This window comes from Streptococcus infantis, from assembly GCF_047460875.1.
GTDB lineage: Bacteria > Bacillota > Bacilli > Lactobacillales > Streptococcaceae > Streptococcus > Streptococcus infantis_AA.
In genome coordinates, this window is sequence record NZ_JASHFI010000010.1 from 1 (window position 1) to 13,766 (window position 13,766).

Genomic DNA, 13,766 nt, shown 5'->3' on the forward strand with positions numbered 1-13,766 from the left:
GATTCAGCTGGAGTTGCTGTCGGTGTTACTGGTGTTACGGTTGGTGTGTAAGTTGCAGATGCTTTGGTTCCGTTCTTATCTTCACGAACAACCGTTACGGCCGGTGCTTTACCTGTGAATGATTTCTCTGGCACGAATGTAACTGTTCCATCTGCTGCTACTGTATATGTCCCGACTCCATCAACTGTCTTGGTAGTTGAACCATCGTCGAAAGTAGCTGGAGTATCCTCATCGATTGGAACATTTGGATCGCCTTCAGTAAAGGTTGGTTTACCTGTTTGAGTCGCACCTTGGATATCTGTTGATTCAGCTGGAGTTGCTGTCGGTGTTACTGGTGTTACGGTTGGTGTGTAAGTTGCAGATGCTTTGGTTCCGTTCTTATCTTCACGAACAACCGTTACGGCCGGTGCTTTACCTGTGAATGATTTCTCTGGCACGAATGTAACTGTTCCATCTGCTGCTACTGTATATGTCCCGACTCCATCAACTGTCTTGGTAGTTGAACCATCGTCGAAAGTAGCTGGAACGTCATCGTTCATTGGCACACGGTTGTTGCCTTCAGTAAATTCAGGCTTACCTGTTTGGGTTTGACCTTGTTTACCTGTTGTTTCAACTGGTGTCGCTGTCGGTGTTACAGGAGTCACAGTTGGGGTGTACTTAGCTGTGATTTCAGTTCCATTCTTATCCACACGTTTCACAGTTACGCCTGTTCCTGTTCCAGTAAATGATTTTTCTGGGACGAAGGTTACTGTTCCATCTGGTGCGACTGTGTATGTTCCTTCGCCATCTACTGTCTTAGTGGTTGAGCCATCTTCGAAGGTGGCTGGAGTATCCTCATCGATTGGAACATTTGGATCGCCTTCAGTAAAGGTTGGTTTACCTGTTTGAGTGGCACCTTGGATATCTGTCGATGTTGCATCTTCAGATGTTGGAACGACTGGAGTAATCTTCGGTGTATATGTTGTTTCTACTGTTGTTCCATTTGTGTCAGCTGCTTGAACCTTAACTGGAACAACATCACCTGAGTATGATTTATCAGTTGGTGTGAAGGTTACAACACCTGTTTCCTTATCAACTGTGAAAGTACCAACAACCTTGCCTTCTGGTGATTTCGCTTCTACTGATGTAGCTGGTTGACCATTCTCGTCAAGAAGAGTAATGGTATCCTTGTCGATTGGTACAACTGGATCACCTTCTGTGAAAGTAACTGTTCCAGTTTGGACCACACCTTGAGGTCCAGTTGATTCGGCCGGAATTGCTGTTGGTGTTACTGGTGTCACAGTTGGGGTGTAAGTTGCAGATGCTTTGGTTCCGTTCTTATCTTCACGAACAACCGTTACGGCCGGTGCTTTACCTGTGAATGATTTCTCTGGCACGAATGTAACTGTTCCATCTGCTGCTACTGTATATGTCCCGACTCCATCAACTGTCTTGGTAGTTGAACCATCGTCGAAAGTAGCTGGAACGTCATCGTTCATTGGCACACGGTTGTTGCCTTCAGTAAATTCAGGCTTACCTGTTTGAGTCGCACCTTGGATATCTGTTGATTCAGCTGGTGTTGCTGTCGGTGTTACTGGTGTTACGGTTGGTGTGTAAGTTGCAGATGCTTTGGTTCCGTTCTTATCTTCACGAACAACCGTTACGGCCGGTGCTTTACCTGTGAATGATTTCTCTGGCACGAATGTAACTGTTCCATCTGCTGCTACTGTATATGTCCCGACTCCATCAACTGTCTTAGTAGTTGAGCCATCGTCAAATGTCGCTGGAACATCTTCATTGATAGCTACTGTTTTCTCAACACCATCAACGGTTACTGTTCCACCCTTGAATTCAGGTTTACCTGTTTGAGTAGCACCTTGGATATCTGTTGATTCAGCTGGTGTTGCTGTCGGTGTTACCGGTACGATTTCAGGTGTGTATGTTGTATCCACCTTGATACCGTTTGAGCTTTCCGCTTGAACCTTAGCTGGAGTTACCGCACCAGTGTATGATTTGTCAGTTGGTGTGAAAGTGACTTGACCAGTAGCTGAATCGATAGAGTAAGTACCAATTTCAGTTGTACCATCAGCGGCATAAGCTGGTGTACTTGTCACTTCATTGCCATCATTATCCAAAAGCGTGTAGCTATTATCTTTGATCGTAATAGCTTTATTTTCAAAATTCACTTGAACAGTTGTTCCTGCGAAGGTTGGTGTGCCTGTTTGAGTGGCTCCTTGGATATCTTTTGATGTAGCTGGTTGAGCTGTTGGAACAGCCGCTACAACAGTTGGTGTGTAGGTTGCATCGGATGTAATTGTTGCAGTCTTACCGTTCGCATTTGTAATAGTAGCAGTTGCTTGAACAGTTACTCCTTGTGCAGTGCCTACAAAATCTTTTTCAGGAGTAAAGGTTACCGCTCCAGTCGTTGGATCGATTGTATATGTTCCTTCACCTGCTACTGTCACTGTTGTTTCATCAGTTGGTTGACCAGTTGCTGGATCCACCAATTTCTTGCTTGTGATTTCAGCAGTCTTATCATTACTCAAATCAAAGGTTGGTGTTTGGGTTTGAGGAACGTTTTGAATATCCGCAGAAACCTTGTCTGTAGGAGTCACTGTAATTGGTGTTACTGATGGTGTATAAGTCGCTGAAGCTTTTGTTCCGTTCATGTCTTCACGAACGACTGTAACCGCTGACGCTGTTCCTGTAAAACTTGGTTCTGGAACAAATGTAACAGTACCGTCTCCTGCTACTGTGTAGGTACCAACGCCATCAACTGACTTGGTAGTTGAGCCATCATCAAATGTTGCTGGAACATCATCGTTCATTGGCACACGACTGTCACCTTCAGTGAATACAGGTTTACCTGTTTGAGTGGCACCTTGGATATCAGTAGATGTTGCATCTTCAGATGTTGGAACGACTGGAGTAATCTTCGGTGTATATGTTGTTTCTACTGTTGTTCCATTTGTGTCAGCTGCTTGAACCTTAACTGCGACAACATCACCTGAATATGATTTATCCGTTGGTGTGAAGGTTACAACACCTGTTTCCTTATCAACTGTGAAAGTACCAACAACCTTGCCTGTTGGTGATTTAGCATCTACAGATGTAGCTGGTTGACCAGTTTCATCAAGAAGAGTAATGACATCCTTATCGATTGGTACAACTAGATCACCTTCTGTGAAAGTAACTGTTCCAGTTTGAACCACACCTTGAGGTCCAGTTGATTCGGCTGGTGCTGCAGTTGGTGTTACAGGTGTGACTGTTGGTGTGTAAGTCGTAGAAGCTTTGGTTCCATTCTTATCTTCACGAACAACCGTTACAGCCGGTGCTTTACCTGTGAATGACTTTTCAGGAACAAAGGTTACTGTACCATCTGCAGCTACTGTGTATATACCAACACCGTCAACTGTCTTGGTAGTTGAGCCATCGTCGAAAGTAGCTGGAACGTCATCGTTCATTGGTACACGGCTGTCACCTTCAGTAAATTCAGGCTTACCTGTTTGAGTTTGACCTTGCTTACCTGTTGTTTCAACTGGTGTTGCTATCGGTGTTACTGGTGTTACGGTTGGTGTGTAAGTTGCAGAGGCTTTTGTTCCGTTCTTATCTTCGCGAACAACCGTCACTGCTGAAGCAGTTCCAGTAAATGATTTCTCAGGTACGAAGGTTACTGTTCCATCTGCTGCTACTGTGTATGTACCAACACCGTCAACTGTCTTGGTAGTTGAGCCGTCATCGAATGTTGCAGGAACGTCATCGTTCATTGGCACACGGCTATCACCTTCTGTGAATACAGGTTTACCTGTTTGAGTAGCACCTTGGATATCTGTTGATTCAGCTGGAGTAGCTGTTGGGGTTACCGGAACAATTTCTGGTGTGTAAGTTGTATCCACCTTGATACCGTTTGAGCTTTCAGCTTGAACCTTGGCTGGTGTTACAGCACCTGTGTATGATTTATCAGTTGGTGTGAATGTTACAGTACCAGTTGCTGGATCGATAGTGAATGTACCGATTGGCGTTGTACCATTAGCAGCATAAGCTGGTGTACTTGTTACCTCGTTACCATCATTATCCAAAAGCGTGTAGCTATTATCTTTGATCGTAATAGCTTTATTTTCAAAATTCACTTGAACAGTTGTTCCTGCGAAGGTTGGTGTGCCTGTTTGAGTGGCTCCTTGGATATCTTTTGATGTAGCTGGTTGAGCTGTTGGAACAGCCGCTACAACTGTTGGTGTGTAGGTTGCATCGGATGTAATTGTTGCAGTCTTACCGTTCGCATTTGTAATAGTAGCAGTTGCTTGAACAGTTACTCCTTGTGCAGTGCCTACAAAATCTTTTTCAGGAGTAAAGGTTACCGCTCCAGTCGTTGGATCGATTGTATATGTTCCTTCACCTGCTACTGTCACTGTTGTTTCATCAGTTGGTTGACCAGTTGCGGGATCCACCAATTTCTTGCTTGTGATTTCAGCAGTCTTATCATTACTCAAATCAAAGGTTGGTGTTTGGGTTTGAGGAACGTTTTGAACATCCGCAGAAACCTTATTAGTAGGTGTAATTGTAATTGGTGTTACTGAAGGTGTGTAAGTCGCTGAAGCTTTTGTTCCGTTCATGTCTTCACGAACGACTGTAACCGCTGATGCAGTACCTGTAAAGCTTGGTTCTGGAACAAAGGTTACTGTTCCATCTGCTGCTACTGTGAACTTACCAACGCCTTCTACTGTCTTAGTCGTTGAACCATCGTCAAATGTTGCTGGAACAGCATCGTTCATTGGCACACGGCTATTACCTTCAGTAAATACCGGCTTACCTGTTTGAGTGGCACCTTGAACATCTGTTGATTCAGCTGGTGCTGCAGTTGGTTTAACCGGTGTTACTGTTGGTGTGTAGGTTGCAGATGCTTTGGTTCCGTTCTTATCTTCACGGACAACCGTTACGGCCGGTGCTTTACCTGTGAATGACTTTTCAGGAACAAAAGTTACTGTTCCATCTGCAGCTACTGTATATGTACCAGCACCTTCCACAGTTTTAGTCGTTGAGCCATCATCAAATGTTGCCGGAACATCATCGTTCATTGGTACACGGCTATTACCTTCAGTAAATTCAGGTTTGCCTGTTTGAGTCGCACCTTGGATATCTGTTGATTCAGCTGGTGTCGCTGTTGGGGTTACTGGAACAATTTCAGGTGTATAAGTTGTATCCACCTTGATACCGTTTGAGCTTTCAGCTTGAACCTTAGCTGGTGTTACAGCACCTGTGTATGATTTATCAGTTGGTGTGAATGTTACAGTACCAGTTGCCGGATCGATAGTGAATGTACCGATTGGCGTTGTACCATCGGCAGCATAAGCTGGCGTAGTTGTAACTTCATTACCATCTTTATCCAAGAGCTTATAACTATTTGATTTAATGGTTACAGGTTTATCTTGACCATTTACTTGGACAGTTGTTCCTGCAAAGGTTGGTGTACCTGTTTGAGTGGCACCTTGGATATCTTTAGATGTAGCTGGTTGAGCTGTTGGAACAGCCACTACAACAGTTGGTGTGTAGGTCGCATCTGAAGTAATGGTTGCAGTCTTACCATTAGCATTTGTAATAGTAGCAGTTGCCTGAACAGTTACTCCTTTTGCAGTACCAACAAAGTCTTTTTCTGGCGTAAATGTTACTGCTCCAGTCGTTGGATCGATTGTATAGCTACCTTCACCTGCTACTGTCACTGTTGTTTCATCAGTTGGTTGACCAGTTGCTGGATCTACTAATTTCTTGCTAGTAATCTTCGTAGCCTTGTCATTGCTTAACTCAAATGTAGGTGTTTGAGTTTGAGGAACATTTTGAACATCAGCAGAAACCTTGTCTGTAGAAGTCACTGTGATTGGTGTGACAGTTGGAGTGTACTTAGCTGTTGCAGTCTTGATGTAGTCCTGTTGGATCTTACCATCTTTGTTTCGACCAACTGGCGCTGACAATGAAACATCCACACCTTTGGCTGTACCAGTAAAGCTTGGATCTGGAGTGAAGGTTACTTCACCCGTTGAAGGATTAATCGTATAAGTTCCTTCCCCTTCAACTGTTACAGATGGCGTATCCGTAGTGAGACCTGTGGCAGGATCCACCAACTTAGCAGGATATTCTGCACTTGGAGTGATTGCAATCTTGTCACCATTTGAGTTAGTCGCAGTTGTGTTAAAGGTCGGAGTTTCTTTTTGAGTCGCACCTTGAACATCAGTCGAAGTTTTGTCAACTCCTTCGATTTCAATTGGAGTGACTGTTGGAACGTATTGACCATCCATGGTATTCAACTGACCATTAATGTTTGCTTCTTGATCTGGGAATTTTGTTGACCAACCAGTATCATAACCGTTGTTATCTGAACGACGGATAGAAATACCATCAGCTGTTCCAAGGAAGTTATCTTCAGGAATAAATTCAACGTCGACATCTTTACCGTTAGCAGTAATCTTGTACTTACCTTGTCCTGGAACGACATAGTAACCGTCCGCATCAAGAGTTGCACGGTTGCCATCTTTATCAACGATGTATGGTTCTACCGTTTCGTCAATAACGGCACTGGAATTAAGCTCATACTTGTGTTCTCCACGTGCTGTAAAGGTTACAGTTGCAGTTTGCTTCGCCCCTTGAAGACCAGAAGTTTCCTTGAATTCCCCTTTTGGCGGGTGCGTAATTTGAGTTCTGAAGTCTTCCACTTCCCCTGAGAAGGCCATACCAGTTGGGGTCTCAATCTCGGTAGCTTTCTTGGCAATACGGACACGAGCACCTAGTTCATTAACGCTAGGGTCGATATAAGTCTTGCTATTTGCAAAGGTCAACTCAACGGTGCCGTCATTTGTGATTCTTGCAAGATCAGAGCGTTCATCTTCATCAAAGATACCATTTTGGTTAAAGTCTACCCAACCATAGATATGTGCTTCTGAAGCTCCATCTGTATGGGCTTGAACTGACAGTTTATAGTTCCCTGGGCGTGTACGGTCCATCTTGATCATCTCATTGGTTGCCCCTTTGAGTTCATCTGGAAGCAATTGGTCAATTCCTTCATCGGCCGTAGTAGAGTTATCATCACCGAACCAGTCAAGAGTCGTGTTTTCATCCATATCAGGACTCACGTTACCAAGATACGGTTGATTTACTTTAGCCCCAGTTACGCCATCTACAGTTGCAATGGTATGCATAGCCTTACCGTATGACTCAGGAGCGTCTCCTTCATCAATTGGGAAGAATCCTAGCATTGCTGACTGTTTACCAGCTGAAGCGATATAAAGTCCCACTTCAGATGCTCCACGCGTCATTACGAGTGGAACTGCTCTATTTCCTTCAGAAATGTTTGGTCCAAAGACACCGGTTCCTAGACCAGCCGTAACTTTGTCAGGATTTCCAAAGTACTTCCATGCTACTGGTTTCTTATCTGGTCCAGCTACAGGAGAATTATCACGAAGTTGTCTTAGGTTAAGGTTATTATATTTAGGTTTAGAACCAAAAAGATTCTCTGTATCTTGTGGTTCATAAGGAACAGTGGTGGATGGTCTAGTATATTTCTTCCATTCCCCAATGTGCTGCCAACCTTGTCCGTTGGTAGTGAACATAACAAATTCACCAGGGTTAGCAGACTCTCCATCAGCCATAACAATAGCTGGCTTAACTGTCTTACCACGGAAGGTTGCAGAGATTTCAAACTGAATTCCGATATTTCCACCATTCATAGCTGAACTTATGGTAGTCTTCTTGGCTTTCGTATCAACGTTTTCAAATCTAACTTCAGTCCAATTATTTTGAGCATCAGCGACAACGTCGGCTTCTTCGCCATTGTTAAAAGCGTTTCGAGCCCCTGTTGAAGTAACACCCTTTACATATCCATTTTTTGCATTTGGATCATATGTTGCTTTTTCAGCTTCTGTAGCCCCTTGCTCTTCCATCCGTTTCTTATAAATCTCAGTTGCTTGGAAAGGCTTCAAGGATTTGACTTTTACAGTGACTACATAGCCAGGCATGATTTCCTTGGTATAGGTAGCGCCAACTTGAAGAGCTAATTTCTCTTCTAAATTTTTATCAGGAAAAGCGTCATTTTTAGGAACGAGGACTGTTTTTGCCCCTGTCCAGTTGGCTACATCTCCAAAGTCCAACCAAGTAATCTGGTTAGTCATAGATTTGGCATCAAGATCTGTTGTAAAGCCTGGTTTTTCAACTTTTGGAGTTGAAGTTGCGTCTTCAACGTCTGCACCAATTCCAGTAGCTGTTGCAGTATCTGCACGGAAGGCTGTGTTTTTGTCAATCTCTTTACCATTACGAGGGTCGTTTTTCCCTGTATTTGCGATTGCGTTAGTACCTTCAGCTGGCTTTGTGTTTTCTGCAGGTTTACCTGTAGTGGCTTCTGTCTTTTCAGTAGCTGCTACTTTTTCTTCGGCTACAGCTTTTTCTTTGTTTTTAAGCTTAGAATTGACAATAGTTACAAGTGATTGGTAAGCTGCGTCAAGTTCAGCTTGGCTTGTAGCAGAAGTAAGTGCATTTTTAGCATTATCAAGACTTACTTTTAAAGCATCAATACTTTCATCAGTCTTATTGCTATATTTACCATTCGCCAGGTTTGTTTCAATCTCAGCAATATAGGCTTGTAATCTTGTTTGATCTAGTTTCAGCTTTGTCTCAGTTGCAACTGGGACAACTGGACTTGCCTGATAAGTTGTAACATCTTCTTTCTCAGCTTGAGATGTAGAAAGAGATGCCGACTGTTCCTTTTCAGTCATCACAGCAACCTCGTCAGTTTGCTTATTCTCAGCGACTTCTTCAGCTGCTACTCCTGTAGCCGTTCCAAGCATGACTAAAGTTCCTAGTAAAACTGAACAAACTCCTACATTTAACTTACGAATTGAAAATCGACTAATACGGTCATTAAAGAGATCATTTTTCACTTATGCTACCTCCGAGTCATCTATAACTTAACTTAGTTTAGAATATATATGTATTTACTATCCATTATATTTCGTAAACTACTCGCTGTTATATTTTATCATGTCAGCCCTTTAATACCAAGCATTTTGCTTAACTTTTTGGAAAAAAATTTTACTTTTATCACTCAAATCATTCAGTAAGTCCTATAAAAATTAATATACCTGTTCGATATATTTAATATAAACAAAGTATAAATTTCTAATTATCTTTTTATATTTTCTTAAATGCTCGTAAAGCCTTATTCTATGTGCTTTCGAGTATTTTTACTGTAGGAAGATACTTCACGTTTCTTTGCATATTTCCTCATGTCTTAGCTGTCAGAAGTGGTAAATAAGTAGTAAATTCATTTGTACTACTAAGCAACAAGACGCTCCTGTTGCTTCTCTTTATTCAAGCGTTTCATTTCTGCCATTGCAGAATCGAATGTTGCATGTGCGTAATAGTTCAGCGTCATGGCTATATTAGCATGTCCCATAATGTACTGTAATGCCTTTGGATTCATTCCTGCATTTGCATAGTTGGTACAGAATGTATGTCGCAAACTATGTGGAGTGATGTGTGGCAATTTATCCTCGTTATACTTATTGTATTTCTTAACAAGACCTTTCATCATGCCGTTGTAATCACTTGCCACTTTTGGATAGTTCTTTCTATTAAGAAAGAGGAAATCACTATATCCATCAATCTCAACACGCTTATCATTCTTTCGATTCGCTAACACTCGCTTAAATGCTTGATAGGCTTCTTCAACCATAGGAACTTGACGTTCGCCACTTTTGGTCTTTGGTGTTTCAATGTAGTACCCAATTTCAGTATCTCTCAATAGCTGATGGTCTATATTGACAAGACGATTCTCAAAATCTAAATCTGGAAGTGTCAAACCACCAAACTCTGAAATACGAAGACCTGTTTTTAAGAGTATCAGAATTTCATCATAATTTTTGCTGTAGGTTTTATCAGCTTTCGCAAAGGCTAACAGTTTTTCTTCCTGTTCTCCTGTTAGTACGGTCTTAGGGACAGTATCATCATCAAGAACTGCTTTCAGTTGAAAGTCAAATGGATTCTTCCGAACACAATCATCTTGTATAGCAATATAGAATGAAGCCTTTAAAGAACGTTTGTAGTTATTGATGGTTTGATAAGCATAACCATTTTCACTCATTCTAATAGCCCATTCTTTAGCGTCTGATGGCTTAATACTGTCAATACTTCTTACACCTAACTTGTCTTTCTTCAAAATATCCATAAGATATTTGCGTCCAGTTTCAGTGTTTTTTCTAACCTTTGGTCTTTGAGCGTTCTGTTTTGCGTAAAGCTGGCAGAGTGTCATTTTCTTTCCTACAACATCAATACCATCATGAATGTCTTTCTGTAACTCTGCGATTTTCTCTCTAAGTGAGATACAATCACGCTTTCCTGCTGGTACTCGGTCTGTAGCCACAAGTTTCCACGAGTAAACAAATTGCGGTTCTCCAAATGAATCTATATATTTGTATAAGTATCTTCCGTCTTTTCGTTGGCTCTCTCCAGTCTTTAAGATTCGACCTTTATTGTCACGTCTTTTTTCTGACATGGCATTTGCTCCTTTCCTTTATGGAAAGAGCCTTGATACGACTTAATACTATTTTATCATATACAAGACCCTTTGGCGACGCTAGATTGCGTCCAATGTATCTATAATTTTTTCAAATTGTTTTCGTTTAATCTGAATACGATTGCCATTCATAATCAGCCAATTTGCATTTTTATTTTCCTCTGCCAAGCGTCGTAGCTTGTTTTCGCCAATACGAAAATATTTTGACGCTTCTTCAATGGTTAGGGTATAACGTTCCCAAATAGGAATGTCAGTCTGCTTCATAAAATCCTCCTTTCCAAATCACTTATTTGGATTTCATAAAAGTTGTTTTACCAGCAATCGAACAGCTTTAGCAAAGCTCACGGGAGTTCCACCCCTGCATGGTTCTCATGTAGCCATACTCATTGCCTGCGACGGTTTTATCACGCTCGGACTATTGACTGTATGGGAGTATCATTATCACGATAAGAATGTCGTTGCAGGCAATCCTGCTAAAGATTGCTTCTCGGATCACTAACATGAATCGCTCGCTATCTTTATAAGATAGGTCATGGCGGTTAGTTCCGTTGGCTCTTTTCTTATCGAAACGTATTCGATTACTTTTATTCAGTTTTCAAAGAACAATGGCTCGTTAGCCTATCAAAACACATTGAAAGCTCAATATGCTTTGGTGGAATAACAAACCTCCCTGTTCGGGAAGCGTGGAATAGTATGGCACGCTTCCACGAAAGGAGAGAGGATATTACTTAATTTCAAATGACAAAATCTTTGTAATCAGTCTGGTTTCCATTCTTCCACGTAAGACTTCATCAACGACCATACTTTGATTGCCATATTCATCTTTCATAAGTCGTAGGGAACGCTTCGTTATGTACCCTCTGTAATGATGTAGAATCTGGTTAATCGCTTCGGTATCGCCATCTGTTGCCTTTACAATGAGAGGAAAGGGAATCATAGGATATTGTGTTTTCATTCTTCAAATTCCTCCATAAACTTTTTAATTAAGGCTAGTCCACTGGTTCTATGCCGATAGACAGTAGAACGGTTCAATTTCAACAGGTCTGCAATTTCTGAATCGCTCATGTCCATAAAGTAAAACAGCAGTAGAATTTCACGTTTCTTGTCTGGCAACTCACGTAATGCTTCACTCAACAAATCATTTTCAACGCCTACTGATAACCCATTGAGTGTAAAAATCTGAAAGTCAGTTGAATAGTTATCTGTTGTCGCAAACTGGCTAACAAGATAATCGCCAACATCCGAAAAGGACACCTCACGCTTTGCAATCCTTGAAAGATAAAGCATATAATTCTTTCGCTCGTCTTCCATAGCACGTTTACAGATATAGTCAAACTGATTTTCTATTGTGGTCTGAAAAGAAGATGGTTTCATGTTTCTCACCCCCTTTCTGTCTAGGAAAGGAAGTGAGCCTTGCTCGTTTATCTCCTTTCACTCTTAGTCCCAATGTGAAAGGGGGATTTGTTGCATTACTGATAAATAAACTTTGTAAAAAAGTTCTGAATAGCCAAAAAATCATATAAACAGATTTATTTCTCTGTTTACATGCTTCTGTTATTCTATCTATATGATTTATAAAACCACATTGGTGGACGTACTTATCTATTGCAGATAGACGACTTTTTTTGACAAGAACCCAATGTAAGGAAATTTATTGTATATGATGTACTTCATGGCGACGTTGACCTCCAACAAACCGCCATTTGGAAGTAATATACAATATTTTAACAGCGTAAATAGCACTACCATATAACGGTTTTTTTTATTGGCGTTTAGTAGTGCTTTTTATTAAATATAAACCTATAAACCATATAACACGTTTTTCTATACCTGTTTTTAATTCAGTAGGAACAATAAAATGTATAGAGGTGGTCTACTATGCGTAAAAAAGAAGATAAATATGATTTTAGAGCCTTTGGTTTAGCCATTAAAGAAGCTCGATTGAAACGAGGTTTAACTCGTGAACAAGTGGGAGCATTGATTGAAATTGACCCACGGTACTTAACTAATATTGAAAATAAAGGGCAACACCCCAGCATACAAGTTCTTTATGACCTTGTATCGTTACTTCATGTTTCCGTTGATGAATTTTTCTTACCTGCTAATAACTTGGTAAAAAGCACCCGACGATTACAGATAGAGAAATACATGGATAGCTTTACAGACAAAGAACTATCCTTAATGGAATCTTTAGCCAGCGGTATCAACGAAGCAAGAAACATCGAAGACTAATTAAAAGAATCCATACATAACGGAAAGAGCCGATAAAATGAGATTGTATTAATCTCATTTTATCGGCTCTGCGTCTTTGCGTCTGGCTCTGTAATCACAGTTACTTTGAACTGCTTTATTTCAATTAAATTTTCTTGTCTGCATTTCGGACAATAGAGGGGGAATTTTTTTAATTCAGTATCTTCCCTTATCTTTAATCGTGTTTTATTTCCACATACAGGACATGTTGAGGCGGTAAGTTTGCTAGTCAAGGAGTAAAACGACGAAGATTAGCATTTACTTCCGCCCATGCGATAGCTGTCCGTGATTGACAAGTGCTAGCACGCAGACAGAACGGAGATAGCGAACCGCTGAGTGTGTCGCTCTGCTCGTAAAAGCTTAGAAACCTTTGAACGAAAGGGATAATGAAAGCCTTGATTGCAAGGCTTTTTGCTTTATGGTGGGTAAGTATCAGAGTGAGAAAATTTTTGGAATGAGTAGAAGTGATAGCTAGAAATTATCAGTTTCTATTTCCATTTACCCTGTGGGTACGTGTTTGTTTCCATTGACAAGGAGTTTGTGGGAATAGAAATGTACCCACCTTGTTTGAATCAAGTGAAGTGTAGTTGAAGGAAATCTGTTGAAAGCAATACTTCATTTTACCGAATAAGTAATAATTTAGGCAACTTCAAATCGATTAAAAAAAACTATTTTAAAGGTTAAGAGTAGACAAAAATTGTCCACTCTTTTTTGCAAACTCAATTTATCAATAAATGAAATGAGGGAATGTAAAATGAAATATTTTGAGGTTGAGTTAGAAAATCCTGATGAATTTTTAAAACTACAAACAGAAGATTTTGTGAAAGCTAATCGCTTGCTACTAAGGAAGATAATCCAGAGCGTTACAGTCTATGAAGAAAACTTCGTCATATCCTTTAAATCTGGCATCGAATTGGAAGTATGAGTCTCATTCCATAACTTTTATATTGAACATATCATCTTTTTGTGTTATACTATAAAT

The 13,766-nt window shown here is 40.8% G+C and carries 9 protein-coding genes; 3 read left to right on the forward strand and 6 right to left on the reverse strand.

Going from position 1 to position 13,766, the window contains the following annotated elements:
- From QM887_RS07180 to QM887_RS07190, 3 genes are all read right to left on the reverse strand, one after another.
- A partial coding sequence (locus QM887_RS07180; RefSeq protein ID WP_414271127.1) for a CshA/CshB family fibrillar adhesin-related protein occupies positions 1 to 8,900 on the reverse strand: 8,900 nt, incomplete at its 3' end.
- Between the two features lie 395 nt (positions 8,901 to 9,295).
- The gene (locus tag QM887_RS07185; protein WP_049538971.1) at positions 9,296 to 10,513 is read right to left on the reverse strand and encodes a tyrosine-type recombinase/integrase; all 1,218 of its coding nucleotides are present in this window, start codon (positions 10,511 to 10,513) and stop codon (positions 9,296 to 9,298) included.
- Between the two features lie 81 nt (positions 10,514 to 10,594).
- Positions 10,595 to 10,798 (reverse strand): excisionase, encoded by a 204-nt coding sequence (locus QM887_RS07190; RefSeq protein WP_000814511.1) that lies wholly within the window; start codon positions 10,796 to 10,798, stop codon positions 10,595 to 10,597.
- Here QM887_RS07190 and QM887_RS07195 point away from each other — a divergent pair.
- The gene (locus QM887_RS07195) at positions 10,782 to 11,033 is read left to right on the forward strand and encodes a hypothetical protein (protein ID WP_001845478.1); all 252 of its coding nucleotides are present in this window, start codon (positions 10,782 to 10,784) and stop codon (positions 11,031 to 11,033) included. The two genes, QM887_RS07190 and QM887_RS07195, sit on opposite strands and share 17 nt — an antisense overlap.
- 225 nt (positions 11,034 to 11,258) lie before the next feature.
- On the opposite strand, the gene QM887_RS07200 is transcribed toward QM887_RS07195, so the two are convergent.
- Positions 11,259 to 11,489, reverse strand: coding sequence for a helix-turn-helix domain-containing protein (locus QM887_RS07200; protein ID WP_000857133.1), 231 nt, complete (start codon positions 11,487 to 11,489; stop codon positions 11,259 to 11,261).
- Complete coding sequence (locus tag QM887_RS07205; RefSeq protein ID WP_000804885.1) at positions 11,486 to 11,908, reverse strand: sigma-70 family RNA polymerase sigma factor; 423 nt, start codon at positions 11,906 to 11,908, stop codon at positions 11,486 to 11,488. Before QM887_RS07205 ends, QM887_RS07200 begins: the two co-directional genes overlap by 4 nt.
- Positions 11,909 to 12,412: 504 nt before the next feature.
- Between QM887_RS07205 and QM887_RS07210 the strand changes: the two genes are divergently transcribed.
- Positions 12,413 to 12,766, forward strand: coding sequence for a helix-turn-helix transcriptional regulator (locus QM887_RS07210; protein WP_001227347.1), 354 nt, complete (start codon positions 12,413 to 12,415; stop codon positions 12,764 to 12,766).
- A gap of 59 nt (positions 12,767 to 12,825) precedes the next feature.
- Here the strand turns inward: QM887_RS07210 and QM887_RS07215 are convergent, their stop codons facing one another.
- Positions 12,826 to 13,017 (reverse strand): cysteine-rich KTR domain-containing protein, encoded by a 192-nt coding sequence (locus tag QM887_RS07215; RefSeq protein ID WP_001860868.1) that lies wholly within the window; start codon positions 13,015 to 13,017, stop codon positions 12,826 to 12,828.
- 521 nt (positions 13,018 to 13,538) lie between these two features.
- Here QM887_RS07215 and QM887_RS07220 point away from each other — a divergent pair.
- Positions 13,539 to 13,709: a hypothetical protein gene (locus QM887_RS07220; RefSeq protein WP_000873143.1), complete on the forward strand. Its 171-nt coding sequence runs from the start codon at positions 13,539 to 13,541 to the stop codon at positions 13,707 to 13,709.
- The last annotated feature ends 57 nt before the right edge of the window (positions 13,710 to 13,766 follow it).

Coding starts and splice junctions, on each gene's coding strand:
- QM887_RS07185 (WP_049538971.1), bottom strand. CDS start 10,513: ATGTCAGAAAAAAGACGTGACAATAAAGGTCGAATCTTAAAGACTGGA.
- QM887_RS07195 (WP_001845478.1), top strand. CDS start 10,782: ATGTCAGTCTGCTTCATAAAATCCTCCTTTCCAAATCACTTATTTGGA.
- QM887_RS07190 (WP_000814511.1), bottom strand. CDS start 10,798: ATGAAGCAGACTGACATTCCTATTTGGGAACGTTATACCCTAACCATT.
- QM887_RS07200 (WP_000857133.1), bottom strand. CDS start 11,489: ATGAAAACACAATATCCTATGATTCCCTTTCCTCTCATTGTAAAGGCA.
- QM887_RS07205 (WP_000804885.1), bottom strand. CDS start 11,908: ATGAAACCATCTTCTTTTCAGACCACAATAGAAAATCAGTTTGACTAT.
- QM887_RS07210 (WP_001227347.1), top strand. CDS start 12,413: ATGCGTAAAAAAGAAGATAAATATGATTTTAGAGCCTTTGGTTTAGCC.
- QM887_RS07220 (WP_000873143.1), top strand. CDS start 13,539: ATGAAATATTTTGAGGTTGAGTTAGAAAATCCTGATGAATTTTTAAAA.